Origin of the sequence: Streptomyces sp. NPDC058373 (genome assembly GCF_042723275.1) — a bacterium.
In the GTDB taxonomy this organism is placed as follows: domain Bacteria; phylum Actinomycetota; class Actinomycetes; order Streptomycetales; family Streptomycetaceae; genus Streptomyces.
Window position 1 is genome coordinate 167,149 of the sequence record NZ_JBHXJE010000002.1, and the last position, 23,862, is coordinate 191,010.

At 73.3% G+C, this 23,862-nt stretch carries 18 protein-coding genes and 3 pseudogenes; 15 read left to right on the forward strand and 6 right to left on the reverse strand.

Annotated features, from left to right (window positions below):
- A partial coding sequence (locus ACFWMZ_RS02200) for a BatC protein (protein ID WP_383199161.1) occupies window positions 1-302 on the reverse strand: 302 nt, incomplete at its 3' end.
- Window positions 303-797: 495 nt separating this feature from the next.
- Here ACFWMZ_RS02200 and ACFWMZ_RS02205 point away from each other — a divergent pair.
- From ACFWMZ_RS02205 to ACFWMZ_RS02220, 4 genes are all read left to right on the forward strand, one after another.
- A complete protein-coding gene (locus tag ACFWMZ_RS02205; protein ID WP_383199163.1) occupies window positions 798-2,111 on the forward strand; it encodes an MFS transporter in 1,314 nt (437 codons plus the stop codon).
- Between the two features lie 224 nt (window positions 2,112-2,335).
- Window positions 2,336-3,181, forward strand: coding sequence for an MIP/aquaporin family protein (locus ACFWMZ_RS02210; protein ID WP_383170747.1), 846 nt, complete (start codon window positions 2,336-2,338; stop codon window positions 3,179-3,181).
- Window positions 3,182-3,208: 27 nt separating this feature from the next.
- On the forward strand, window positions 3,209-4,726 hold the full coding sequence (gene glpK, locus ACFWMZ_RS02215) for a glycerol kinase GlpK (RefSeq protein WP_383170744.1): 1,518 nt from the start codon (window positions 3,209-3,211) through the stop codon (window positions 4,724-4,726).
- A gap of 283 nt (window positions 4,727-5,009) precedes the next feature.
- Entirely contained in the window at window positions 5,010-5,858 is an 849-nt protein-coding gene (locus tag ACFWMZ_RS02220; RefSeq protein WP_383199165.1) for an SDR family oxidoreductase, read from the forward strand.
- A 98-nt stretch (window positions 5,859-5,956) separates the two neighbouring features.
- Here ACFWMZ_RS02220 and ACFWMZ_RS02225 read toward each other — a convergent pair whose 3' ends face one another.
- Window positions 5,957-6,646: a response regulator gene (locus tag ACFWMZ_RS02225; protein ID WP_383199167.1), complete on the reverse strand. Its 690-nt coding sequence runs from the start codon at window positions 6,644-6,646 to the stop codon at window positions 5,957-5,959.
- Between the two features lie 203 nt (window positions 6,647-6,849).
- On the opposite strand from ACFWMZ_RS02225, the gene ACFWMZ_RS02230 reads away from it, so the two are divergent.
- The 6 genes from ACFWMZ_RS02230 (at window position 6,850) to ACFWMZ_RS02255 (ending at window position 13,944) form a co-directional block, all read left to right on the forward strand.
- A complete protein-coding gene (locus ACFWMZ_RS02230) occupies window positions 6,850-7,833 on the forward strand; it encodes a Bug family tripartite tricarboxylate transporter substrate binding protein (RefSeq protein WP_383170736.1) in 984 nt (327 codons plus the stop codon).
- Window positions 7,830-8,399, forward strand: a complete 570-nt coding sequence (locus ACFWMZ_RS02235; RefSeq protein ID WP_383170733.1) for a tripartite tricarboxylate transporter TctB family protein — start codon at window positions 7,830-7,832, stop codon at window positions 8,397-8,399. Before ACFWMZ_RS02230 ends, ACFWMZ_RS02235 begins: the two co-directional genes overlap by 4 nt.
- A 1-nt stretch (window position 8,400) precedes the next feature.
- A complete protein-coding gene (locus ACFWMZ_RS02240; protein ID WP_383170730.1) occupies window positions 8,401-9,906 on the forward strand; it encodes a tripartite tricarboxylate transporter permease in 1,506 nt (501 codons plus the stop codon).
- An 866-nt stretch (window positions 9,907-10,772) separates the two neighbouring features.
- On the forward strand, window positions 10,773-11,087 hold the full coding sequence (locus ACFWMZ_RS02245; protein ID WP_383199168.1) for a hypothetical protein: 315 nt from the start codon (window positions 10,773-10,775) through the stop codon (window positions 11,085-11,087).
- On the forward strand, window positions 11,084-13,396 hold the full coding sequence (pucD, locus tag ACFWMZ_RS02250) for a xanthine dehydrogenase subunit D (protein WP_383170725.1): 2,313 nt from the start codon (window positions 11,084-11,086) through the stop codon (window positions 13,394-13,396). Before ACFWMZ_RS02245 ends, pucD begins: the two co-directional genes overlap by 4 nt.
- Before the next feature lie 44 nt (window positions 13,397-13,440).
- Window positions 13,441-13,944 carry a nucleoside deaminase gene (locus tag ACFWMZ_RS02255; protein WP_383170721.1) on the forward strand — a complete coding sequence of 168 codons (504 nt, stop codon included), beginning with the start codon at window positions 13,441-13,443 and terminating at the stop codon, window positions 13,942-13,944.
- Window positions 13,945-14,236: 292 nt separating this feature from the next.
- Here the strand turns inward: ACFWMZ_RS02255 and ACFWMZ_RS02260 are convergent, their stop codons facing one another.
- Window positions 14,237-16,198, reverse strand: coding sequence for an acyl-CoA dehydrogenase (locus ACFWMZ_RS02260; RefSeq protein ID WP_383199170.1), 1,962 nt, complete (start codon window positions 16,196-16,198; stop codon window positions 14,237-14,239).
- Between the two features lie 263 nt (window positions 16,199-16,461).
- Here ACFWMZ_RS02260 and ACFWMZ_RS02265 point away from each other — a divergent pair, with 263 nt between their 5' ends.
- A complete protein-coding gene (locus tag ACFWMZ_RS02265) occupies window positions 16,462-18,072 on the forward strand; it encodes an alkaline phosphatase D family protein (protein ID WP_383199172.1) in 1,611 nt (536 codons plus the stop codon).
- A gap of 196 nt (window positions 18,073-18,268) precedes the next feature.
- Window positions 18,269-19,765: a GNAT family N-acetyltransferase gene (locus ACFWMZ_RS02270; RefSeq protein ID WP_383199247.1), complete on the forward strand. Its 1,497-nt coding sequence runs from the start codon at window positions 18,269-18,271 to the stop codon at window positions 19,763-19,765.
- On the opposite strand, the gene ACFWMZ_RS02275 is transcribed toward ACFWMZ_RS02270, so the two are convergent.
- Window positions 19,701-20,957, reverse strand: coding sequence for a trans-sulfuration enzyme family protein (locus ACFWMZ_RS02275; RefSeq protein WP_383199174.1), 1,257 nt, complete (start codon window positions 20,955-20,957; stop codon window positions 19,701-19,703). The genes ACFWMZ_RS02270 and ACFWMZ_RS02275 overlap by 65 nt on opposite strands.
- Window positions 20,958-21,016: 59 nt before the next feature.
- On the opposite strand from ACFWMZ_RS02275, the gene ACFWMZ_RS02280 reads away from it, so the two are divergent.
- Together ACFWMZ_RS02280 and ACFWMZ_RS02285 are read left to right on the forward strand one after the other, a co-directional pair.
- Window positions 21,017-21,517: an Lrp/AsnC family transcriptional regulator gene (locus tag ACFWMZ_RS02280; protein WP_383170709.1), complete on the forward strand. Its 501-nt coding sequence runs from the start codon at window positions 21,017-21,019 to the stop codon at window positions 21,515-21,517.
- A 35-nt stretch (window positions 21,518-21,552) separates the two neighbouring features.
- The gene (locus ACFWMZ_RS02285) at window positions 21,553-23,241 is read left to right on the forward strand and encodes a DUF885 domain-containing protein (protein WP_383170706.1); all 1,689 of its coding nucleotides are present in this window, start codon (window positions 21,553-21,555) and stop codon (window positions 23,239-23,241) included.
- 85 nt (window positions 23,242-23,326) lie between these two features.
- On the opposite strand, the pseudogene ACFWMZ_RS02290 reads toward ACFWMZ_RS02285, so the two are convergent.
- Both ACFWMZ_RS02290 and ACFWMZ_RS02295 read right to left on the reverse strand, forming a co-directional pair.
- A pseudogene (locus ACFWMZ_RS02290) lies at window positions 23,327-23,503 on the reverse strand (3-ketoacyl-ACP reductase); the annotation flags it as partial.
- 46 nt (window positions 23,504-23,549) lie between these two features.
- Window positions 23,550-23,726: pseudogene (locus tag ACFWMZ_RS02295) on the reverse strand (rhodanese-like domain-containing protein); the annotation flags it as partial.
- 2 nt (window positions 23,727-23,728) lie between these two features.
- On the opposite strand from ACFWMZ_RS02295, the pseudogene ACFWMZ_RS02300 reads away from it, so the two are divergent.
- Window positions 23,729-23,854: pseudogene (locus ACFWMZ_RS02300) on the forward strand (Lrp/AsnC family transcriptional regulator); the annotation flags it as partial.
- Window positions 23,855-23,862: the final 8 nt, after the last annotated feature.

The window sequence follows — 23,862 nt, forward strand, 5'->3', positions numbered from 1 at the left end:
CCGTCCGCACCACCGTCGTGCACGCCAGGCGTACCGGCCGCACCACCGTCCGCGGGACCTTCCGCACCACCGTCCGCACCACCGTCGTGCACGCCAGGCGTACCGGCCGCACCACCGTCCGCGGGACCTTCCGCACCACCGTCCGCACCACCGTCGTGCACGCCGGGGGTACCCGCCGCACCACCGTCCGCCGGGCCTTCCGCACCGCCGTCCGCACCGCCGTCATGGACTCCGGGCGTTCCGGCCGCACCGCCGTCCGCGGGGCCTTCCTGCTGGTTCGGGTCCTGCTCGGGGTTGGTCATCGTTCCTCCCGCGCATCGATGAGGCTTGGCGCCGGGCACCTGCCGGGCCCGGGCGACGGGCAGCGTAATCCCCGTGCGGCACCGCCCGAATCAGCGTACCGCCATGGGGCGAAAGTCTCGATTTATGGAGGAAAGGGGCAGACGAGACGCCACCCGGCCGCCTCTCTCGCCGCGCCTGGCCCGTCACCCGCCGGGACGGACATGTCCCGATCGCTACCTCAGGTGTCCTGATCCATCGATTGCGGCAAGGTCCGACGCGCTTCTACAGTGCCTCTGCGAGTAAGCCTTGCCTAAGTTGCCCGCTTCGGTGCGCGTAGCCACTCCACGGCTCTCCCGTGGCCCGGGCGTCGGCGAACCGGCTCGAACCGGCGCCTTCGGCCCCCTGGAACCGTGGAGTTCAGCCATGCCCCCGTCCCGCCCGCGCCCGCTCCCCGCGCCACCGCATCCCCCGAGGCGCCCGGCCCCGGCGCCCGCCACGGCCGAAGGCGGGCGGTCATGAGGGCGAAGCTCGCCGCGGTGCTGCCCGACCTCTCCCCCTGGCGCTCCTCCCGCGACTTCCGGCTCCTGTGGGTGCAGGGGCTGATCACCTACTTCGGCAGCGCCATGGCCCTGATCGCCCTGCCGCTCCAGATCAAGGAACTGACCGGGTCGCCGCTGGCGGTGGGGGCGATGGGGGCCGTCGAACTGGTGCCGCTGGTGGTCTTCGGGCTGTACGGCGGGGCGCTGGCGGACGCCGTGGACCGGGTGAAGGTGATCGTCTCGACCGAGGCCGGGCTGGGGCTGCTGGCATTGATCCTGCTGGTCAACGCGGTGCTGCCGGAGCCGATGCTGTGGCCGCTGTACGTGGTGGCGGCGGGCGTGGCGGCGCTGGCGGGGCTCCAACGGCCCGCGCTGGACTCGCTGCTGGTCCGGATCGTCCCGCACGAGCAGCTCGCGGCCGCGGCGGCGCTGAACGCACTGCGCTGGCAGGCCGGAGCGATCGCCGGGCCCGCGGCGGCGGGCCTGGTCGTGGCGTACACGGGCAACGCGCCGGCGTACGCCACCACGGTCGCCTGCTTCGCCGTGTCGGTGCTGATGTGCCTCCACCTCTCCCCGGCCCCGCCCGCCCTGAACGCCGAGAAGCCCTCGCTGCGGGGCATCGCCGAGGGGGCGCGCCACGCCTGGTCGCGGCCGGTGCTGCTGGGCACGTACGCGATCGACCTGGTGGCGATGTTCTTCGCCTTCCCGAACACGATCTTCCCCTTCCTCGCCGACGAGCTGGACGCCGACTGGTCGCTGGGCCTGATGTACGCGGCCGGGTCGGTCGGCTCGCTGCTGGTGAGCCTGACCAGCGGCTGGGTCTCCCGGCTGCGGCGGCACGGGTTGCTGGTGGTGTGCGGCGCCACCGGCTGGGGGCTGGCCGTCGCGGCGGCCGGCTGGATGTCGAACGTCTGGCTGGTGCTGGTGTGCCTGGGGCTGGCCGGTGCGGGGGACATGCTGAGCGGGCTGGGCCGCACCACCATCTGGAACCAGACCATCCCCGACGAGCTGCGCGGGCGGCTGGCCGGGATCGAGGTCCTCTCCTACAGCGTCGGCCCCCAGCTCGGCCAGGTCCGCGCGGGCGCGATGGCCGGGTGGACCGGCGCCCGGCCGGCCATCTGGTCCGGCGGCCTCGCCTGTGTGGTCTCGGTGGGCCTGCTCGCCGCCGCGCTGCCCAAGCTCCTCACCTACGACGCGCGGACCGACGAGGACGCGCTGCGCCGCCGTGCCTCGCACCCGTCCACGGCCACCGAGGAGGCCCCCGGGAAGGGCGTGCCCGACGCCACGTGAGATGAGGGGCCCCGTCCGGGGAGGCCACCGCGGCGGGTCGCCTCCCGGACGGCCGGGCCCCCGCATCCCTTCCGCGGCGGCCCGGCCCGGGCGCCAGAGGGCGCCCGAGCACCCGTCTGCCACACAAGGTTCGTCCTGATATGCGCACTTGGGCCCGGAACCATAGCCTGCTGACACTGCTCGGGTAGTCGAGGGCCGGTTCAGCCGGCGGAGGGCGAGCTTCCATGGCTGAGCTACGAGCGAAGTCCGGACTGTTCCGTGAGGTGTCGGCCGAGTTCGCCGGCACGATGATCCTCATCCTGTTCGGATGCGGTGTGGTGGCCCAGGTGGCCGCGGGCGGAGATCTGACCGACCCACCCGGCGGACTCGGCGACCACGACAGCATCTCCTGGGCGTGGGGGCTGGGCGTCACCCTGGGCGTCTACGTGGCGGCGCGGCTGAGCGGCGCTCACCTCAATCCCGCGGTGACCCTCGCGCTCGCCACCTTCCGGGGTTTTCCCTGGGGCAAGGTGGCCCCCTACGCCCTGGCACAGACGGCCGGTGCCTTCGTCGCCGCCCTCCTGGTCCGCTGGAACTACAGCGAGGCGCTGGCCAAGGCCGACCCCGGACACACCATCAAGACGCAGTCGGTCTTCTCCACGCTGCCCGCCAACGGCAACCCGGCCCTGCCGGTCCACGAGTGGGGCGCCTTCCGCGACCAGGTGATCGGCACGGCCATCCTGCTGCTGCTGATCATGGCCATCACCGACATGCTCAACACGCCACCCGGCGCCAACCTGGCCCCGTTCATCATCGGCCTGGTCGTGGTCGGCATCGGTATGGCGTGGGGCACCAACGCGGGGTACGCGATCAACCCGGCCCGCGACTTCGGCCCCCGGCTGGCCAGCTTCCTGACCGGATACGGCGGGGCGTGGCGAGATCAGTACGGGAACCTCTACTTCTGGGTGCCCATCCTGGGCCCGCTGGTCGGCGGTCTGCTGGGCGCAGGCCTGTACAAGGCGTTGGTCGGACGGTTCCTGCCCACCGACGTACCCGAGCCCCCGGGACGCGTCCCGGCATCCGAGGACTGACGGCACCGGCCGGAGAGGCGGCACATCATGGCGGACTTCATCGGCGCGGTGGACCAAGGCACCACCAGCACCCGGTTCATGATCTTCGACCACGGCGGCAACGAGGTCGCCAAGCACCAACTGGAGCACGAACAGATCCTCCCCCGCTCCGGCTGGGTGGAGCACGACCCGGTGGAGATCTGGGAGCGCACCAACTCGGTGATGCAGAACGCCCTGCGGTACGGCGGTCTGTCCGCGAGCGACCTGGCGGCCATCGGCATCACCAACCAGCGTGAGACGACGGTGGTCTGGGACCCGCGCAACGGGCGGCCCTATTACAACGCCATCGTGTGGCAGGACACCCGCACCGACGCGATCGCGGCGAACCTCGAACGCTCGGGGCGCGGCGACGTCATCCGCCGCAAGGCGGGGCTGCCACCGGCCACGTACTTCTCCGGCGGCAAGATCCAGTGGATCCTGGAGAACGTCGACGGCGTGCGGGAGGCGGCGGAGGCGGGCCGCGCCCTCTTCGGCAACACGGACGCCTGGGTCCTGTGGAACCTGACCGGCGGTCCCGACGGCGGCATCCACGCCACCGACGTGACCAACGCCAGCCGCACCATGCTGATGGACCTGGAGACCCTCGACTGGGACGACGAGCTCCTCAGCTTCTTCGGGATCCCCCGGTCGATGCTGCCCACCATCAACCCGTCGTCGGACCCGGAGGCCTACGGGGCGACCCGCACCTCCCGGCCGCTGCGCGGCGCCGTCCCGATCGGCGGGGTCCTCGGCGACCAGCAGGCGGCCACCGTCGGCCAGGTCTGCTTCGCGCCGGGCGAGGCGAAGAACACCTACGGCACCGGCAACTTCCTGGTCCTGAACACCGGTACGGAGCTGGTCCGCTCCGAGCACGGCCTGCTCACCACGGTGGCGTACAAGTTCGGCGACAGCCCGGTGGTGTACGCGCTGGAGGGCTCCATCGCGGTGACCGGGTCGGCGGTGCAGTGGCTGCGCGACCAGTTGAAGATCATCAAGTCGGCGCCCGAGAGCGAGGAGCTGGCCCGTACCGTCGAGGACAACGGCGGCACGTACTTCGTCCCCGCCTTCTCGGGCCTGTTCGCCCCGTACTGGCGCTCGGACGCCCGGGGCGCGATCGTCGGGCTGGCCAGGTACAACAGCGGGGCCCACCTGGCGCGGGCGACGCTGGAGGCCATCTGCTACCAGAGCCGCGACGTCGTGGAGGCCATGGAGCAGGACTCCGGCGTCCACCTCGACGTGCTCAAGGTCGACGGCGGCGTCACCTCCAACGACCTCTGCATGCAGATCCAGGCCGACGTCCTCGGCGTACCGGTCAGCCGTCCCGTGGTCGCCGAGACGACCGCTCTCGGCGCGGCCTACGCGGCGGGGCTGGCCGTCGGCTTCTGGCGCGACACCGACGAACTGCGCACGCAGTGGCACGAGTCGCAGCGCTGGTCGCCCCAGTGGTCCGAGGAGCAGCGCGCGGAGGGGTACGGGAACTGGAAGAGGGCCGTGGAACGCACCCTCGACTGGGTGCAGGTCCCCTGACCCCCGGGCCCTGCCCCGGGGCCTGTGTCTCGGAGCCCGCCCGGCCGCGCGGGCCGGTCCCGGCTTGCTGACCTGCTGCCGACCGGGTCCGCTGCGGCGCTCGGGGCATCGGCGGCCCGCTCCGGGTACCGGCGGGCCCGCGAGTGCCGCAGCGGTCCGCACGTCACCCGCCTGCCCGCTCCGCGGGCGCACCCCCGGGGCCTGGCCCTTATCGTCGGCCCAGGCCCCCCTTTCGCAGCGGCGGCGCTGAAGGCACGGACGACTGTCGGAAGGCGGGACGGCGATGGCGGGATCGATCCTCATCACGGGGGCGGGCAGCGGGTTCGGCAAGGAGGTCGCGCTGCGGCTCGCGGCCGGCGGACACGACGTGATCGCGGGCGTGGAGATCATCGCGCAGGTCAGCGCGGTACGGGCCGCCGCACGGGAGCGGGGCGTGGCGCTGCGGGTGGAGAAGCTCGACGTCACCGATCCCGGGGACCGGGCGCGGGTCCTCGACTGGGACGTCGAGGTGCTGCTCAACAACGCCGGTGTCTGTGAGGGCGGCTCGACCGTGGACATCCCGGCCGAACGCCTCCGCCGCCAGTTCGAAGTCAACGTCATCGGCCCGGTCCTGCTCACCCAGCCCCTCGCCAAGCGGATGGCCGAGCGCCGCAGCGGCCGGATCGTCTTCATGTCGTCGGTCGCCGGGCTCACCGTCGACCCCTTCACCGGCGCCTACGCGGCGTCGAAGCACGCGGTCGAGGCGTTCGCGGACGCGCTCGACCAGGAACTGGCCGAGTTCGGCGTCACGGTCGCCACGATCAACCCGGGCCCCTTCCTCACCGGCTTCAACGACACCATGTTCGAGACCTGGAAGGAGTGGCGCGACGACCCCGCCGAGCGCCTCTTCGACTACGCCCAGCTCGCCTTCCCCCACGAGCAGTACGACCCGGAGCCGGTCTACGACACCACGGTCCGGGTCCTCCTCGGCGAGGACCGGCGCTACCGCCACCTCCTCCCCGCCGAGACGGAGCCCCAGGCCCGCGACCAGGTCGCCGCACAGTGGAACCGCGAACTGAACGACGGCCACCGCCCCGCCCTCGTCCAGAAGGCGTACGACATCACGCCGGGGACCTCCGTGCGGCAGGCCTGACGGGGGCGGGAGCGGGGACACCCACCCGCCGGCCCGGTCCCCCGCCGGGCCGGTCCCCCGCCGGGCCGGTCTCCCGCCGCGTCCGGGGTCCGCCCGGTCTACGCCACCCACGTGTACCGCCGCTCGGGGCGTCCGGTGCCGCCGTACCGCAGGGCCACCCGGACCCGTCCCGTCCCGGCGAAGAACTCCAGGTAGCGGCGGGCGCTGACCCGGGACAGCTCGCCCGCGCCCGCGCACTCGGCGGCCGACAGTCCCGCCGGATGGTCCCGCAGCGTCCGCTCGACCAGCTCCGCCGTGTGGGCCGCCAGACCCTTGGGGAGCTCCCGCGAGCCCGGCGGGCGCGTGCCGAAGAGCTGGTCGACGTCCTCCTGCCGGGCGACGTCCAGCGCGCCGAGCCGGGAGCGGACGGCCGCCACATGGCGCAACTGTTCCTTCAGGGCCGCTTGGTGAAAGGGCTTGAGCAGGTAGTGGTGCGCCCCGGCTCGCAGCGCCGAGCGGACGGTCGCCCCGTCCCGCGCCGCCGTGATGAACAGCGCGTCGACCCCGGGGCCAGAGGCCGGTTCGCGCTCCTCGGCCGCGCGCAGTTCACGCAGGACGGTGATGCCGTCCATGTCGGGCAGGTAGACGTCGAGCAGCAACAAATCCGGGCGCAGCCGCTCGGCGGCGCGCAGCGCGTCCTCCCCGGTGTGGGCCACGCCGACGACCGAGCAGTCCTCCGTCGCGGCCACCTGCCGGCTGTGCAGTTTCGCCACCATGAAGTCGTCGTCGACCACCAGCACCCTGAGCATCGCGCCAGCGTAGGCCGCGACCACAACGACCACAACGTCCGTTGATTCCGGAAGGGCGACAGCTCGTTAACACGCGGGCAACATGTGGGCCACCTCGCCGCTTCGCCCGTCACGAAGCGGACTTGAGCCTCCTCACCGAAACCCGCCGAACCCGTGGGCGCTGCCCAGGGTTCCCCGTACTCGACCGACAGGTGGTGGCACACGTGCGTCTGCGCACACCCCTCGCCCTGCTCGGGGCCGCGCTGCTGGTGCTCGCGGGGCCGCCGCTGCTCACCCAGGGCAGCGGCGCCGACACCGGCACCCACATCCCCGGACTCCGCTTCATGGTTCCCAACACCCCCGGCGGGGGATACGACATCACCGCCCGCACCCTGGCCAAGGACACCGAGGACGCGGAACTCACCCACAACATCGAGGTGTTCAACCTTCCCGGCGCCGGCGGCACCGTGGGCCTCAGCCGGCTCGTCTCCGAGCACGGCAACGGAAAGCTCGCGATGTCCATGGGGCTGGGTGTCGTGGGCGCGGCCCGCTCCAACCACTCCCCCAAGACCCTCGCCGACACCACGCCCATCGCCCGGCTCACCGAGGAGCCGAACGTGGTGGTCGTCGCGAAGAACTCCCCGTACAAGACGATCGACCAGCTCATCGACGCCTGGAAGAAGGATCCGGGGAAGGTCTCCGTCGGCGGCGGCTCGGCGCCCGGCGGACCCGACCACCTCGCGCCGATGCAGATGGCGCAGGCGGCGAAGATCGCGCCCAAGGACGTCAACTACGTGCCCTTCGACGGCGGCGGGGAACTCCTCGCCTCGATCCTGGGCAACAAGATCGGCTTCGGGGTCTCCGGGGTCGGCGAGTACCTCGACCAGATCAACTCCGGCGAGCTGCGGCTGCTCGCCGTCACCGGCCCCGAGCGCGCCAAGGGCCTGGACGCGCCGACCCTCCAGGAGGCCGGCTACGACGTCGACTTCACCAACTGGCGCGGTGTCGTGGCCCCGCCGGGCCTCTCGGCGGCCGAACGCGCCAAACTCGTCGGGCTGATGGAGGCGCTTCACGACTCGCCCCAGTGGCGCGACTCGATGAAGAAGAACGGCTGGGACGACGCCTTCCTGACCGGCGACGCCTTCGGCGACTTCCTCGCCGCCGAGGACAAGCGGGTCGTCGACGTACTGAAGGAGCTGGGGCTGTGACGACCGGAGCCACCCCCGAGCCCGCGCCCGAAAGCGTGTCCCAGGAGAGCGGTCAGCCCGCCCCCTCGGGGCGCCGCGCCTGGCTGCGAGACCATTCCGAGCTCGGCGTCAGCGTGCTGCTGCTCGCTCTCGGCGTCCTCGTCCTCACCGACGCCCTCACCATGGCCGTCGACATCTCCCAGCGCGGACCCGTCGGCCCGAAGACGGTGCCCGTCGTGATCGGCGTCGGCCTGCTCGTCGTCGCGCTGCTCCTCGCCGTGGACGTCCTGCGCGGCGGCCGCGGCGAGGCCGAGGGAGGCGAGGACGTCGACCTCGGCGAACCGGCCGACCTGCGTACCGTCCTCCTGCTCGTCGGCGTCTTCCTGGCGACCGCCGTCCTCATCGAGCCGCTGGGCTTCCCCGTCTCCGGGGCGCTGCTGTTCTGGGGGACCGCCTTCGCCCTCGGCAGCCGCCGCGTCGACCGGGACCCGCTGATCGCCGCCGTCCTCTCGCTGTTCACCTACGTCGTCTTCAACAACCTGCTCGGTGTGCCGCTACCCGGCGGACCACTGATGGGAGTGCTGTGACATGAACGCCTTCACCTCCCTGATGGACGGCTTCGGCACCGCCCTCACCCCGCTCAACCTGCTCTGGGCCGCCGTCGGCGTCCTGCTCGGCACCGCCATCGGGGTCCTGCCGGGCATCGGCCCGGCGATGGCCGTGGCCCTGCTGCTGCCCGTCACCTACGGCCTCGACCCCACCGGCGCCTTCATCATGTTCGCCGGTATCTACTACGGCGCGATGTTCGGCGGTTCGACCACGTCCATCCTGCTCAACACGCCCGGCGAGTCCGCCGCCGTCGTCGCCGCCATGGAGGGCAACCCCATGGCCAAGGCGGGCCGGGGCTCCCAGGCGCTCGCGGCCGCCGCCATCGGCCACTTCGCGGGCGGCATGATCGGGACGGTCCTGCTGGTCGCGCTCGCCCCGACCGTGGCGAGCCTCGCCGTCGACATCGGCGCCCCCGACTATCTGGCGATCATGGTGCTGGCCTTCATCGCCGTCACCTCCGTCCTCGGCTCCTCGCGCGTGCGCGGCCTCGCCTCGCTCCTCATCGGCCTCACCATCGGCCTGGTCGGCCTCGACCAGATGACGGGTCAGCAGCGCCTGACCTTCGGTTCGCTGCAACTGGCCGACGGGGTCGACGTGGTCATCGTCGCGGTCGGGCTCTTCGCCATCGGCGAGGCCCTCTGGGTCGCCGCCCACCTGCGACGCACCAGCGCCGAGGCCATCCCGGTCGGCCGCCCCTGGCTCGGCCGCGACGACCTCAAGCGCACCTGGAAGCCGTGGCTGCGCGGACCGTTCATCGGTTTCCCGTTCGGCGCGATCCCAGCCGGCGGCGCGGAGATCCCCACCTTCCTCTCGTACGTCTCCGAGAAGCGACTCTCCAAGCACAAGGACGAGTGGGGCAAGGGCGCCATCGAAGGGGTGGCGGGCCCTGAGTCGGCCGCCTCCGCCTCCGCCGCGGGCACCCTCGTCTCCATGCTGACGCTGGGACTGCCCACCACCGCCGTCGCCGCCGTCATGCTCGCCGCCTTCCAGCAGTACGGCATCCAGCCGGGCCCGCTGCTCTTCGAGCGCGAACCCGAGCTGGTGTGGGGCCTGATCGCCTCGCTCTTCGTCGGCATGGTCCTGCTGCTCGCCCTGAACCTGCCGCTGGCCCCGGTCTGGGCCAAGCTGCTGCGGATCCCGCGTCCCTACCTCTACGCGGGCATCCTCTTCTTCGCGGCGGTCGGCGCCTACGCGGTCGGCGGCGAGTCGATCGACCTGGTGATCCTGCTGGTCATCGGCCTGATCGGCTTCGGCATGCGGCGGTACGGACTGCCGGTCCTGCCCGCCGTCATCGGCGTCATCCTCGGCCCGGCCGCCGAGCAGCAGATGCGCCGCGCCCTGCAGATCAGCGACGGCAGCGTCAGCGGCCTGGTCAACACCCCGTTCTCCGTCACCGTCTACGCCCTGATCCTCCTGATCCTCGCCTGGCCCCTGCTCCGCAAGCTCCTCCCCACCCGCCCCCGCGCCTCGGTCCGCCAGGACTGATCCGCACCCGCCTCCACGCGAAGCGGCCCGCCCCGGTGGCAACACCGGCGCGGGCCGTTTCTCGCCGACTCCGCGCAGTGCGGCACGGGTCCGGCGCGGTCCGCCCAGCCCGCCCTGCCGACCGGCCCGGCGAACTCGGCGAGGCGAGGCCGGGCGGGGGTCCTCGGCGAAGCCGACGGCCCCCTCTCGGCCCTCGCCCCGGCGGCGCATCAGCTCCACGTACCCCTGCCGCGGATCGACGGCGCGGGCCACGAGCCGTGGCTGGAACGGCCCGGGGCCACCCGCGCGCACCTTCGGCGCTTCGTGCGGGGCACGGCGGGCCGGCAGGCCCCGCACCCTGTACGCCGACCTCTCCCGTGCCGGGTCAGGGTGGTCGCGTCAGGTGTTCCGCCAGGCCGCAGGCCCGGCCTTCCCTTGGAGGAAGGTACGAGGATCGTGGCGCGTCCGGTGGCCGCTTTCAGGTCTTTGACGCCTGGCTGACTCCGCTCCCGCGCATGTGTACTCCTCGTACACGGTGCAACGACGCAAGGCGAGTCGCAGCGCACCGGGGACGGACGCCGTGGTTCTCCTCCGGCCTGCCGCGAGGCGAGCGCTCACCGTCGGGGCGCGGCGCGCGGACGCGACGCCGGTCCCTGGCGGTACCGAGGGTGACGGCCGCGTCCGGTACGGGCCACTGCCGGCCCACCGCGCCGGCCGCTCTTGTCGAACGTGTCGAACCAGGGGGGAACCTTGACGGGGACGCTGTCCGGTCGCGACACCGGGATCGCATGGCCCGGTCCGTACGCCTGCCGCGCGGGTGACCGGAACCCCCGGCTCCACCCGCGGGTCCCCGGCGGCCGGCCGCGCCACGCGTCGGAGCGGCGGCCATGAGCGAGCTGCCCGGACGCACGGACGTCCTCGTGACCGGCGGCGGGGTGATCGGCACCTCCATCGCCGGCCGGCTCGCCGACACCGGCGCCTCCCCCGTCCTGCTGGAGCGCGGCACCCTCGGCCGGGGCCTGCGCCAGGCCCCCGCCGCGGCGGAGGTCGTCCGCGACCTCGTGGCACTTCCTCCTCCGACGCCGCGGGCGAACCCCTCGCCCCGCGCCCCGACCGACACCCTGAACCGCCTCCCCGGCACCGAGACCGACCACCGCATGCCCGGCAACTACCTCGTCACCAAGACGGAGGACCCTCGATGACCCAGACCTCCCCCGCCCGCACCCGCCAGCGGCTCGAAGACGCCATCACCGGCGGCATCGGCGACAGCCCGCTGCGCCCCGACAGCACCCTGAAGGTCACCGGGGAGTACGCCTACTCCTCCGACCTGTGGGCCGAGGACATGCTCTGGGGCGCCACCCTGCGCAGCCCCCACCCGTACGCCCGGATCAACTCCGTCGACATCGGCGAGGCGCTCAAGCAGCCCGGCGTGTACGCGGTCCTCACCCACAAGGACGTCCCCGGCGAGAACGTCTACGGCCTGAAGGTCTCCGACACCCCCGTCCTTGCCGAGGACGTCGTCCGCTACCAGGGCGAGCCCGTCGCCCTGGTAGCCGCCGACCACCCCGAGACCGCCCGCCGCGCCCTGGCGAAGATCGTCGTCGACTACGAGGTCCTGGAACCCGTCACCGACCCCGAGCGCGCCGCGCACGACGACACCCTCCCCAAGCTGCACCCGGAGGGGAACATCGTCCGCTACCAGCCCATCGTCCAGGGCGACCCCGAGGCCGAGGCCGACGTCGTGGTCTGCGACGTGTACACCATGGGCATGCAGGACCAGGCCTTCCTAGGCCCCGAGTCGGGCCTGGCGATACCCGCCGAGGACGGCGGCGTCGACCTGTTCCTCGCCACCCAGTGGCTCCACGTCGACCAGAAGCAGACCGCCCGCGCCATCGGCCTCCCCCTCGACAAGGTCCGCTTCACCATGTCCGGCGTCGGCGGCGCCTTCGGCGGCCGCGAGGACCTCTCCATGCAGATCCACTGCTGCATGCTCGCCCTGCACACCGGCAAGCCGGTGAAGATGGTCTACAACCGGCTGGAGTCCTTCTACGGCCACGTCCACCGCCACCCCGCGAAGATGTACTACGAGCACGGCGCCACCAAGGACGGCAAGCTCGTCTACGTCAAGGCGAGGATGTACTTCGACGGCGGCGCGTACGCCTCCAAGACGCCCGTCGTCGTCTCCAACGCCACCTCGCTCGGCACCGGCCCCTACGTGGTGCCCAACGTCAAGATCGAGGGCTGGGGCCTCTACACCAACAACCCGCCCTGCGGCGCCATGCGCGGCCTCGGCGCCGTGCAGCCGGCCTTCGCCTACGAACTCCAGATGGACAAGCTCGCCGGGGCCCTGGGCATGGACCCGGTGCGGCTGCGCCGGCTCAACGCCGTGGAGGAGGGTTCGGCGCTGCACACGGGGCAGGTCCTCGACTCCCCCGCCCCGGTCGCCGAACTCCTCGAACGCCTGGAGAAGATGCCGCTGCCGCCGCAGGAGCCGGCCGGACCCCGGGACGTGCGCACCCTGCCCGGCGGGCTGTCCAACACCTCCCACGGCGAAGGCGTCGTCCGGGGCGTCGGCTACAGCGTGATCATCAAGAACGTCTCCTACGCGGAGGGCGTGGACGACTACTCCACCGCCCGCGTGCGCCTGGAGGTGATCGGCGGCGCCCCGGTCGCCCTGGTCCACACCGCGGCGGCCGAGGTCGGGCAGGGCCTGATCACCGTGCACCAGCAGATCGCCCGCAGCGAGCTGGGCGTGGAGCGGGTGACCATCCACCCCGCGGACACCAACGTCGGTGACGCCGGGTCCAGTTCGGCCTCGCGCCAGACCTACATCACCGGTGGCGCGGTGCGTAACGCCTGTGAGGCCGTGCGGCAGGTGGTCTTCGACCGGGTCGCCCGGCGGTTCGGCGAGGACCCGGCCCTCCTCTCCCTCTCCGGAGGCAAGGTCGTCTCCGCCACCGGCTTCGTCACCGACCTGGCGGACGTCCTGGGCGACGACGCGATCGAGGAGACCCGCGAGTACCACCACCTGCGCACCTACAAGATGGACCCGGTCACCGGGCAGAGCCGGCGCGTCCACGTCCAGCACGCCTACGCCGCGCACCGCGCCGTCGTGGAGGTCGACACCGAGCTCGGCCTGGTCAAGGTCATCCAGCTCGACTGCGCCCAGGACGTCGGCAAAGCCGTCAACCCGGACGCCGTGGTCGGGCAGATCCAGGGCGGGTCGACCCAGGGGCTCGGCCTGGCCGTCATGGAGGAGATCAAGGTCAAGGACGGGAAGATCCGCAACCCCTCCTTCACCGACTACCTGATCCCCACCATCCTCGACACCCCGCCCATGCGGATCGACGTGATCGAGCGGGCCGACCCGCACTCTCCTTACGGCGTACGCGGTGTCGGCGAGCCGCCCACCATCTCGGCCACCCCCGCCGTCGTCAACGCCATCCGCAACGCCACCGGCCTGAACCTCACCCACACGCCGGTCTCGCCGGAGCAGCTCTGCGGCTCCTGACCCTGCCTCACCTCTCCCATCGCTAGACCCCCGAAGGAAGACGCATGACCACCCACGCCAAGGAAGAAAGCCTCCAGGACCTCGAGCGCGCCTGGATGGAGCAGGCGATCGCGCTGGCCACCGCCAGCGCGGCCGGCGGCGGCGGCCCGTTCGGCGCCCTGATCGCCAAGGACGGCGAGGTCGTCGCCACCGGCAACAACCAGGTCACCGCCACCCTGGACCCCTCCGCGCACGCCGAGGTCACCGCGATACGCGCCGCCGGCAAGGCGCTGAACACCTTCTCTTTCGAAGGCTGCGTCCTGATCACCTCCTGCGAGCCGTGCCCGATGTGCCTCTCCACCGCCCTGTGGGCCCGCGTCGACCGGCTCGTGTACTCCGCCGACCGGCACGACGCCGCGGTGGGCGGCTTCGACGACCGCAAGTTCTACGACCTGTTCGACAAGAAGCCCCACGCGTCGTGGCCCCTGGAGGTCGAGCATCTCGACCTGCCCCACCGCACCCAGCCGTTCGACACCTGGCTGGCGAAGGCCGACCGCGTCGCCTACTGACAGAGGAAGCGCGGGGCCGGGCACCCAGGGCGTCAACGGGTGCCCGGCCCCGCCGCGCCACTCGGCCCTCCCCGCTGAACCCCAGCGGCGCCGCGTCGTCCGCGGCCACGACGCGGACGCTGTCGTCGGCGCGCAACGAGGTGGCCGCGGCCCGCGCGGGGCCCGTATCCCGAGGACCGCTGACTGTCGACCGCCGCTCAACACCGTGGCGTACGGGGCATCGCGCCGTGCCGGAGGCAGAACGGTCAGGTCTCCGTGGTGATCCGCCCCGCCGGCGGTCCCGCCCCCCGGCTCAGCCCACCAGATCCGGCGCCCGCAGCATCTCGGGCGGGATGCCCCAGGCGTCCACGAGGTCCCCGGCGAGCGGGCGGACCTTGCGGCAGAGGGCGTTCACCTCGCGGCTGATCGCCTTGGAGCGCTGGACGGTCAGCCGGCCGTGCTCCATGAACCAGGCACGGTCCGCCTCGAGGGCGGAGAGGGCGAACAGGTCGCAGAGCAGGCCCAGCGCGACCTTGTTGCCGCCCTCGGGCATGGCGCGCACCTTGTCGACGAAGGCCTCCAGCACCAGCCGCTCGACGTGGGCGCGGGCGACCGCGATGACGTGGTCCTGCACCTGGGAGAAGACGACGCCGGGGTCGCGCTTCTGGTCGACGCCGCGCTTGAGCCGCCGGGCGACTCCGGCGAGCATGTGCTCCTCGCGGTAGCGGACCATGGCGAGCTGGTACTCCGAGTCGAGCAGCCCGGCTTCCTGGTCCCACTCGTCGCCGCCGGGCAGCAGGTCGCGGACCCGCTCCAGCAGCTTGTGGGCCGACGTCTTCTCTATGACCGTCTCGACGGCGAGGCTGGTGACGTACCGGACCATGCCGAGCTGGTCCAGGTCCTCGAACTCGCTGGCGTAGTCGGTGAGCAGGCCCTTGGCGACGAGCTGGAGCAGGACGTGGTTGTCGCCCTCGAAGGTGGTGAAGATGTCGCTGTCGCTCTTGAGGGCGGCGAACCGGTTGACGGCGAGGTAACCCGCGCCGCCGCACGCCTCGCGGCACTCCTGGATCACCCGGGTGGCGTGCCAGGTGCCGAACGCCTTGGTCCCGGCGGCCCGCGACTCCAACCGGCGCCGCGCGTGCTCGTCGTCCCTGATGCCGGAGAAGACCTCGTGGAGGTCGCCCCGCACGACGTCCTGCGCGAAGTGCAGCGCGTACGTCTGGGCGATGAGCGGCAGCAGCCGGCGCTGGTGGAGGCCGTAGTCGAGGAGCAGCTGCTCCCCGGACTCCGAGGCCGCCTCGAACTGCCGGCGGCGCAGGGCGTACTTCGTGGCGATCGTCAGGGCGACCTTGGCGGCGTTGACCCCGGCGCCGCCGACGCTGACCCGGCCCTGCACCAGCGTGCCGAGCATGGTGAAGAAGCGCCGGTTGGGGTTGTCGATCGGGCTCTCGTAGACGCCTTCGGGGGTGACGTCGGCGAACCGGTTGAGCAGCGCCTCGCGCGGCACGCGCACCTCGTCGAACCAGATACGGCCGTTGTCCACGCCGTTGAGACCCATCTTGCGGCCGTCGTCCTCGATCCGGACGCCGGGCGCCACCTCGCCGCTGGCCCGGAGGGGCACGACGAAGGCGTGCACCCCCTCGGAGTTGCCGCCGACCTCCAACTGGGCGAAGACGACGGCCAGCTCACCGTGGCGGGCGGCGTTGCCGATGTAGTCCTTGCGGGCCTGGTCGTCGGGGGTGGTGAGGACGAACTCCTGGCTCGCCGGGTCGTAGCGCGCGACGGTGCCGAGCGCCTGGACGTTGGAGCCGTGCCCGGTCTCGGTCATCGCGAAGCATCCCATCAGCTTCCCGGTGATCAGGTCCGGCAGGTAGGCGTCGTGGTGGCGCCGGGTGCCCAGCTGCTGGAGGGCGCCGCCGAAGAGCCCGAACTGCACGCCGACCTTGACCAGCACCGAGAGGTCGCCGTAGGCCAGCGTCTCGAACGCGGCGATGGAGGCGCCGATGTCGCCGCCCCCGCCGTACTCGTCCGGGAAGCCCATGCCGGTCTGGCCCGTCGCGGCCATCTCGACCACCAGCTCCCGCACCCGCTCGCGGAAGGCGTCGACGTCCAGCTCCTCGGCCTCCTCCAGGACGGAGGCGTACGCCGCCAGGTTGGTCCGGACGAGGTCGCGGATCTCGGCGTACTCGCCGTCGAGCACTTCGGTCAGCGCACGGACGTCGATCTCGGGTTGCGTGTACCCGCTCGTGGCGGTGGAAGCGTCGTCGGTGGCCATGCCACTCCGCTACCCCGCCCAGGGGTGATCAAGCGGGGCCGATCGGGCGACCGGCGGGGTACGACCGCGAGGCGTCGCCGCAGCCGCCGTCGCGGCGGCCGACCGCGACGTCCGCCACCCCCGCACGAGAGGTTCCCCCCGCCCGAAGGCGGATGTTCACTGAAGGTTCGCGCCGACGTCCCACCGCCTCGCCCCACCCCCACCAGAGTGGCGCCCGGGCGCCCACGCCCCGCCCGCCCCGGTAACGGCCAGCAGGAGGATCGATGTCCCCCACCCCCGAACGTCCGCACCACTCCCCCGGCGCCACAGGCGTCCCCCGCCGACGCCTGCTGACCGGCTCCCTGGCCGCCGCCACCGCGGCCCTGACCCTGCCGGCCGGGGCCGCGTACGCGGCCCCGGCGTTCACCCGCTCGGGGCGCCCGGCCGCCCGGTGGGGCGTCCAGGCCGGTGACGTGGGCGCGGACGGGGGGCTGGTGTGGGTGCGGTCCGACCGCCCGGCCCGCATGGTGGTCGAGGCCTCGGCCACCGAGTCGTTCCGCCGCCCCCGGCGCTTCCCGGGCCCCCTGCTCGGCCCGGGCACCGACTTCACCGGCACCGCCCGCCTGCGCGGACTGCCGTCCGGGCAGCAGATCCACTACCGCGTCCTGCTCGCCGATCCCGACGACCCGCGGCGCGGCGGCGAACCGGTCACCGGAAGCTTCCGTACCACCTCGCCGCGCCGCCGCGACGTGCGGTTCACCTGGTCCGGGGACATCGCGGGCCAGGGCTGGGGCATCAACCCGGACCGCGGCGGCTACCGGGTCTTCGACGAGATGGGCGCCCTGGACCCGGACTTCTTCCTGTGCAGCGGCGACACCGTCTACGCCGACAACCCGGTCGAGCCCCGGGTCACCCTCCCCGACGGCCGCGTCTGGCGGAACACCACAACCGAGGAGAAGGCGAAGGTCGCCGAGAGCCTGGACGAGTTCCGGGGCAACTTCCGCTACAACCTGCTGGACGCGCCGCTGCGGCGGTTCAACGCGCGGGTCCCGTGGATCGTGCAGTGGGACGACCACGAGGTGCACAACAACTGGTACCCGGGCCAGCTCCTTGACGACGACCGCTACACCGAGAAGCGCGCCGACGTGCTGGCCGCCCGCGCCCTGCGGGCCTTCGGCGAGTACTTCCCCCTCTCCACGCTGCCCGCGCGCACCGCCGACCGGGCGGGCCGGGTCTACCGGGTACTGCGCCACGGGCCGTTGCTCGACGTCTTCGTGCTGGACATGCGCAGCCACCGGCGGCCCAACTCGCCCGGCCGGGAGGCCGACGACACGGTGGGCATCCTCGGTGCCGAGCAGCTGGCCTGGCTCAAGCGGGAGCTGTCCCGGTCGCGCGCGACGTGGAAGGTGATCGCCTCCGACATGCCGCTGGGCCTGGTCGTCCTCGACGCCGACCAGCACGTGGAGGCCGTGGCGCAGGGCGACCCGGGGGCGCCGCTGGGCCGGGAGCTGCAGATCGCGGAGTTGCTGCGGCACATCAAGCACCGGCGGATCACCGGCACCCTCTGGCTCACCGCCGACGTGCACTACACCTCGGCCCAGCACTACCGGCCCGAGCGGGCGGCCTTCCGGGACTTCGCGCCGTTCTGGGAGTTCGTCTCGGGGCCGCTGGCGGCCGGAGGCTTCCCGGCGGTGGGGCTGGACGCGACCTTCGGGCCCGACCAGGTCTTCGTCCAGGCGCCCGACCGCGCCAACGTCTCCCCGGCCGAGTCACCGCAGTACTTCGGCGCCGTCGACATCGACGCGCAGAGCGGGGAGCTGACGGTGCGGCTGCGCGCGGAGGGCGGCCGGACGCTCTTCACGAAGACGCTCCAGCCGGGACTGGTCGGCCAGTGAGAGAGCCGGAGGGGCCTGGCACCCGGCCTCCCGCACCCGCCCCGACCTGCGGGAAGGCCGTAAGCGGGGCGTGGGCCGGGCCTGCGGCGGGGCGGTCGGCGCAGTCCCGGCGAAAGCGGCGGAAGGGCACTTAACCAGTCGGTCACAACACGTTCGTGATCAGGCAACACCGCTCCTCCACAGTGGAGCCATGACGATGGAGACGACTGACACGGCATCCGCGACCGAGACGGGGAAGGGGGCGGGCCAGGCGGCGCCCGGGAAGGGCACGGCGCGGATCCTCCCCCGCTGGGCCCGACGCGCCCGGCGCCGCGCGCCCGCCCCGGGCACCCACCACTGGCGGCGCGACCTGGTGGAGCTGGCCGGGCTGTTCACGGCGGTGGCGGTGGCGGACGCCATCGCCAAGACCGTGGTCAACGGTCCCCGGGGGCCGGTGATGCTGCTCGCCTCGGCCGTCGCCCTGCTGGTCACGGCCGGGGTGCACTGCTGGTGGGCGCGGCGCCATCCGCACGTGCCTCCCCCGGCGGATACCGGGCCCGGCACGGGCACCGGGACCGGCCTGCCGGCCGCCGCCGACGGGGCGCCGGGCGCGACCACGTTGTGGCGGATGCGGACGACCGTGCGCGACGAGCCCGGCTCGCTGGCGCAGCTCTGCGTGGCGCTGGCCCACCGCCGGGTCGACATCCTGAGCCTCCAGACGCATCCGCTGACCGAGGGGACGGTCGACGAGTTCCTGCTGCGGGCCCCCGAGGGGCTGGCCGCCGCGACACTGACCCGTACGGTCGCGGGGGCGGGCGGCAGCGGCACCTGGATCGAGCGGGCCGACGCCCACGACCTGGTCGACGCCCCGACGCGGGTCCTCGGCCTCGCCACCCGTACCGCGCTGGACCCGGCCGAGCTGCCGCTGGCCCTGCGCCAGCTGCTGGGCCGCTGCACGATCCGCTCGGTGCCCGCGGCCCGGGCGGCCCAGGACGGGCAGGCGGTGCCGGTGGAGGGCGTACTCGACGGGACGGTGCTGCGGCTGCGCGCCCCCGCCGACGGGGTGATCACCATCGAGCGGCCCCATCTGCCGTTCACACCGACCGAGTTCGCGCGGGCGCGGGCACTGGTGGAGCTGGACAGCAGGCTGGGGGCGCGGCTGCCGCGCGCCCGGCACGTGATGAGGCTCGACCGGGGCGAGGCGGTGACGGTGCAGCGCGCCGACGCCGAGGACCTGCCCGCGGCCCGCGCCCTGCACGAGCGGTGCTCGCCCGAGACGCTGGCCAAGCGCTACCACGGCCCGGCCCGGGACGCCGACCGCTACCTCGACCACCTGCTGAGCCCCCGGTTCGGCCGGACGCTGGCCGCTCGGGACGCGGAGGGCCGCATCGTGGCCCTCGGGCACCTGCTGTGGGACGGCGACGAGACGGAGATCGCGCTGCTGGTGGAGGACGCCTGGCAGCGCCGGGGCATCGGCGGCGAGCTCCTCGGCCGGCTGGTCGCGATGGCCGTGGAGGCGGGCGGTGAGAGCGTCTACGCGGTGACGCAGGCGTCGAACACCGCGATGGTCGCCGCGATGCGCGGCCTCGGGCTCCCCCTCGACTACCAGATCGAGGAGGGCACCCTGGTCGTCACCGCCCGCCTGGACGTCACTCCGGTGTGCTCCCGGCCCCCGTACGACCTGCGGTCCGGGGACGCGCGTCCGTCGCACTGACCTCCGTGCCCGCACCGGCTCCGCCTCCGGCCTGAGCGCCGAGGGCGGAGTCGAGGTCGTTCCAGAGGTCGTCGGCGTCCTCCAGACCGACCGAGAGGCGCAGCAGCCGGTCGCTGACGCCGTGGGCGTGCCGGTCGTGGGCGTCGACCACGCGGTGGCTGATGGAGGCGGGGTGCTGGATGAGGGTGTCGACGCTGCCGAGGCTGACGGCGGGGGTGATCAGCCGTACGCCGGCGATCACCTGGTGCGGGTCGTCCGCGGTCTCGAAGGCGATCATGGCGCCGCCGACGGCCGGGTAGTGGACGCGGGTGACCCGGGGGTCGGTGCGGAGCCGTTCGACCAGCTGGGCGGCGGTGGCGGAGGCGGCCCGCATCCGGACCGGCAGCGTGGCCAGGCCGCGCAGCAGCAGGTATCCGGCGAGCGGGTGGAGGACGCCGCCGGTGGTGAAGCGGACCTGGCGCAGGGTGCGGGCGAACTCCTCGTCGCAGGCGACGACGCCGCCGAGCACGTCGCCGTGGCCGCCGAGGTACTTGGTGGCGCTGTGCAGCACGACGCGGGCGCCGGACTCGGCGGGCCGCTGGAGGACGGGGGTGGCGAAGGTGTTGTCGGCCAGCAGCGGCACCGTGCCGCAGGCGTGGGCGACGGCGCGCAGGTCGATCTCGGCGAGGGTGGGGTTGGCTGGGGTCTCCACGAGGACCAGGCCGGTGTCGGGGCGGATGGCGTCGGCGATGCCCGCCGGGTCGACCCAGGTGACCTCGGTGCCGAGCAGCCCGGTGTTGAGCAGGTGGTCGCTGCATCCGTAGAGGGGGCGGACGGCGACGACGTGGCGCAGGCCGAGGGAGGCGCGGGCCAGCAGGACCGCGGTGAGGGCGGCCATGCCGCTGGCGAAGGCGACGGCGGACTCGGTGCCCTCCAGCTTGGCGAGGGCGGTCTCGAAACGGCCGACGGTGGGGTTGCCGAGGCGGGCGTAGACGGGCGGCCCTTCGAGTTCGGCGCCGGTGGCGGCGAAGGCGTCGAGCCGGGCGGCCTCGGCGCGGCTGTCGTACGACGGGTAGGTGGTGGAGAGGTCGAGCGGCGGCGCGTGCAGTCCGAGGGCGGCGAGGTCGTCGCGGCCCGCGTGGACGGCTTCGGTGGCCAGGGCCCGGGGCGCGGGCTGCGGCGTTGCGGGGGTGTGCGCGGCGTCGGTGGTCATGGGGCGAGGGTGCCGGGCTGTCCGACGTCGACGGCCAAGTGCCGTGCTACGTTCGCCGGATGACCGATTCTGTCGTACTGGACACGGTGGATCTGCGGATTCTGCGGCTGTTGCAGAACGACGCCCGGGCGACCTACCGCGAGCTGGCCGAGGCGACGGGGGTGGCCGCCTCGACCTGTCTGGACCGGGTGGCGCGGCTGCGCAGGTCCGGGGTGATCCTCGGGCACCGGCTGGAGCTGGACCCGGCGAAGCTGGGGCGCGGGCTCCAGGCGCTGCTGTCGGTACAGGTGCGCCCGCACCGGCGGGAGCTGGTGGGGCCGTTCGTGGACCGGATCAGGGCGCTGGCGGAGTCGCGGGCGGTCTTCCACCTGACGGGCCCGGACGACTACCTGGTGCACGTCGCGGTCGCGGACATGACCGACCTCCAGCGGCTGGTGCTGGACGAGTTCACCTCGCGGCGGGAGGTGGCGCGGGTGGAGACCCGGCTGATCTTCCAGCAGTGGGAGTGCGGGCCCATGCTGCCGCCGGGCGCCGCCGAAGGGGCCGCGGGCGGAAGGTAGTGACGCCGGGGGTCCGGGCGTACGAGGATGGGCCCATGTCAGAGTTGAAGAACCCGTTGCCCCGTCAGGTCGCCGACGCCTACGTCGACGACCTCATCGCCCTCGACCCGATCACCGGTACGTACCTCGGAGTGGCGGAGAGCTCCGGGAAGCTGCCCGACTTCTCCCCCGCGGGCCGCCAGGCCGCGGCCGATCTGGCCACCGCGACCCTCGCGAGGCTGGACGAGGCGGAGCGGCGCCCCGGCGGCGACAGCGAGGAGGAGCGCCGCTGCGGGCGGCTGCTGCGGGAGCGGCTGACCGCCGAGCTGGCGGTGCACGAGGCCGACGAGGATCTGCGGGCGGTCAGCAACATCCACTCCCCCGCGCATTCGGTGCGCGAGGTGTTCTCGGTGACCCCGACCGGCACAGAGGAGGAGTGGGCGGCCGTCGCCGAGCGGCTGCGCGCGGTGCCCGCGACGCTGGAGGGGTACCGGCAGTCGCTGGAACTGGGCCTGGAGCGCAAGCTGTACGGCGGTCCGCGGCCGACGGCCACCTTCATCGAGCAGCTGACCGAGTGGGCGGGCGGCGACGGCGAGCCGGGCTGGTTCGAGACTTTCGCGGCGGACGGCCCCGAGGCGCTCCGCGCCGAGCTGGACCAGGCGGCCACCGGGGCGAGCGCGGCGGTGGCGGCGCTGCGGGACTGGATGCGCGAGGTGTACGCGCCGGCCGTCGAGGGACAGCCGGACACCGTGGGCCGGGAGCGCTACCAGCGCTGGTCCCGCTACTTCAACGGCACCGACCTGGACCTGGACGAGGCGTACGCGTACGGCTGGTCGGAGTACCACCGGCTGCTCGATGAGATGCGCGCCGAGGCGCAGAAGGTGCTGCCGGGCGCGGCCACGCCGTGGGAGGCGCTCAAGCACCTGGACGAGCACGGGGCGCACATCGAGGGCGTGGACGAGGTCCGCGACTGGCTCCAGGGGCTGATGGACGAGGCGATCGAGGCGCTGGACGGGACCCACTTCGAGCTGGCGGAGCGGGTGCGCCGGGTCGAGTCGCGGATCGCGCCGCCCGGCGGGGCCGCCGCGCCGTACTACACGGGTCCCTCGGAGGACTTCTCCCGGCCGGGCCGGACCTGGCTGCCGACGATGGGCGAGACCCGCTTCCCGGTCTACGACCTGGTGTCGACCTGGTACCACGAGGGCGTGCCCGGCCACCACCTCCAGCTCGCGCAGTGGACGCACGTCGCGGAGAGCCTCTCGCGCTACCAGGCGACGGTCGGCATGGTCAGCGCCAACTGCGAGGGCTGGGCGCTCTACGCGGAGCGGCTCATGGACGAGCTGGGCTACCTGACCGACGCGGAGCGGCGGCTCGGGTACCTGGACGCGCAGATGATGCGGGCGGCCCGGGTCATCGTCGACATCGGCATGCACCTGGAGCTGACCATCCCGGACGACTCGCCGTTCCACCCGGGCGAGCGGTGGACGCCGGAGCTGGCGCAGGAGTTCTTCGGGCTGCACAGCGGGCGCCCGGCGGAGTTCGTGGAGAGCGAGCTGACCCGCTACCTGTCGATGCCCGGCCAGGCCATCGGCTACAAGCTGGGCGAGCGCGCCTGGCTGCTGGGCCGCGCCAACGCGCGTGCGGCGCACGGTGATTCCTTCGACGCCAAGGCGTGGCACATGGCGGCGCTGTCGCTGGGCTCGCTGGGCCTGGACGACCTGGTGGACGAGCTGTCGAGGCTCTGACACGTACGCGGGTCCGACCGGTACGCGTACGCCCCCGGGGGCCGGGCACTCACGCCTGGCCCCCGGGCGGCCGTCGGCGTCGGCCTCAGCGCCGGAAGCCGCCCTCGGAGTCGATGACCTGGCCGGTGATCCGGCCCACCTCGTCGGTGGCGAGCCAGGAGAGCAGGCGCGCCGGGTCGTCGGGCAGGCCCCGGCGTCCGGCGGGGAAGAGGGCGACGATCCGGTCGTACACCTCGCCGGTGAGGTAACGCGGCCGGGCGGGGCGTCGCCGTCGAGCGCCGCGCGGTGCGGAGGCGCGCTCCGGGTCGGCAGCCGCAGGCGTCCGCGCCGGTGGGGGCGGTCAGCGGGTCGGGGGCGGCGGTGCGTGGGCCGTCGGCCGTCTCGTGGGCGAACCCCTCCCGGACCCAGTACTCGAAGCCGCCGAGCATCTCCTTGACACGGTAGCCGCGTTCGGCCAGGGCGAGGGCGGCGCCGTCGCAGCCGGGGCATCAAGGTCGCGGCCCGCTCGATGCGGCACCTGGAGGAGGTGACCGGGCGGATCGCGGGGCTCGGTGCGGTGACGACCAGCATCGTGTACTCCTCGCCGCTGGCCCGGCGGGCGATCGGCGCCTGACGGTACGG

What these genes read in the sequence shown, in the direction of transcription:
- ACFWMZ_RS02205 (WP_383199163.1), top strand. Translation starts at nt 798, where the DNA reads ATGAGGGCGAAGCTCGCCGCGGTGCTGCCCGACCTCTCCCCCTGGCGC.
- ACFWMZ_RS02210 (WP_383170747.1), top strand. Translation starts at nt 2,336, where the DNA reads ATGGCTGAGCTACGAGCGAAGTCCGGACTGTTCCGTGAGGTGTCGGCC.
- glpK (WP_383170744.1), top strand. Translation starts at nt 3,209, where the DNA reads ATGGCGGACTTCATCGGCGCGGTGGACCAAGGCACCACCAGCACCCGG.
- ACFWMZ_RS02220 (WP_383199165.1), top strand. Translation starts at nt 5,010, where the DNA reads ATGGCGGGATCGATCCTCATCACGGGGGCGGGCAGCGGGTTCGGCAAG.
- ACFWMZ_RS02225 (WP_383199167.1), bottom strand. Translation starts at nt 6,646, where the DNA reads ATGCTCAGGGTGCTGGTGGTCGACGACGACTTCATGGTGGCGAAACTG.
- ACFWMZ_RS02240 (WP_383170730.1), top strand. Translation starts at nt 8,401, where the DNA reads ATGAACGCCTTCACCTCCCTGATGGACGGCTTCGGCACCGCCCTCACC.
- ACFWMZ_RS02245 (WP_383199168.1), top strand. Translation starts at nt 10,773, where the DNA reads ATGAGCGAGCTGCCCGGACGCACGGACGTCCTCGTGACCGGCGGCGGG.
- pucD (WP_383170725.1), top strand. Translation starts at nt 11,084, where the DNA reads ATGACCCAGACCTCCCCCGCCCGCACCCGCCAGCGGCTCGAAGACGCC.
- ACFWMZ_RS02255 (WP_383170721.1), top strand. Translation starts at nt 13,441, where the DNA reads ATGACCACCCACGCCAAGGAAGAAAGCCTCCAGGACCTCGAGCGCGCC.
- ACFWMZ_RS02260 (WP_383199170.1), bottom strand. Translation starts at nt 16,198, where the DNA reads ATGGCCACCGACGACGCTTCCACCGCCACGAGCGGGTACACGCAACCC.
- ACFWMZ_RS02265 (WP_383199172.1), top strand. Translation starts at nt 16,462, where the DNA reads ATGTCCCCCACCCCCGAACGTCCGCACCACTCCCCCGGCGCCACAGGC.
- ACFWMZ_RS02270 (WP_383199247.1), top strand. Translation starts at nt 18,269, where the DNA reads ATGGAGACGACTGACACGGCATCCGCGACCGAGACGGGGAAGGGGGCG.
- ACFWMZ_RS02275 (WP_383199174.1), bottom strand. Translation starts at nt 20,957, where the DNA reads ATGACCACCGACGCCGCGCACACCCCCGCAACGCCGCAGCCCGCGCCC.
- ACFWMZ_RS02280 (WP_383170709.1), top strand. Translation starts at nt 21,017, where the DNA reads ATGACCGATTCTGTCGTACTGGACACGGTGGATCTGCGGATTCTGCGG.
- ACFWMZ_RS02285 (WP_383170706.1), top strand. Translation starts at nt 21,553, where the DNA reads ATGTCAGAGTTGAAGAACCCGTTGCCCCGTCAGGTCGCCGACGCCTAC.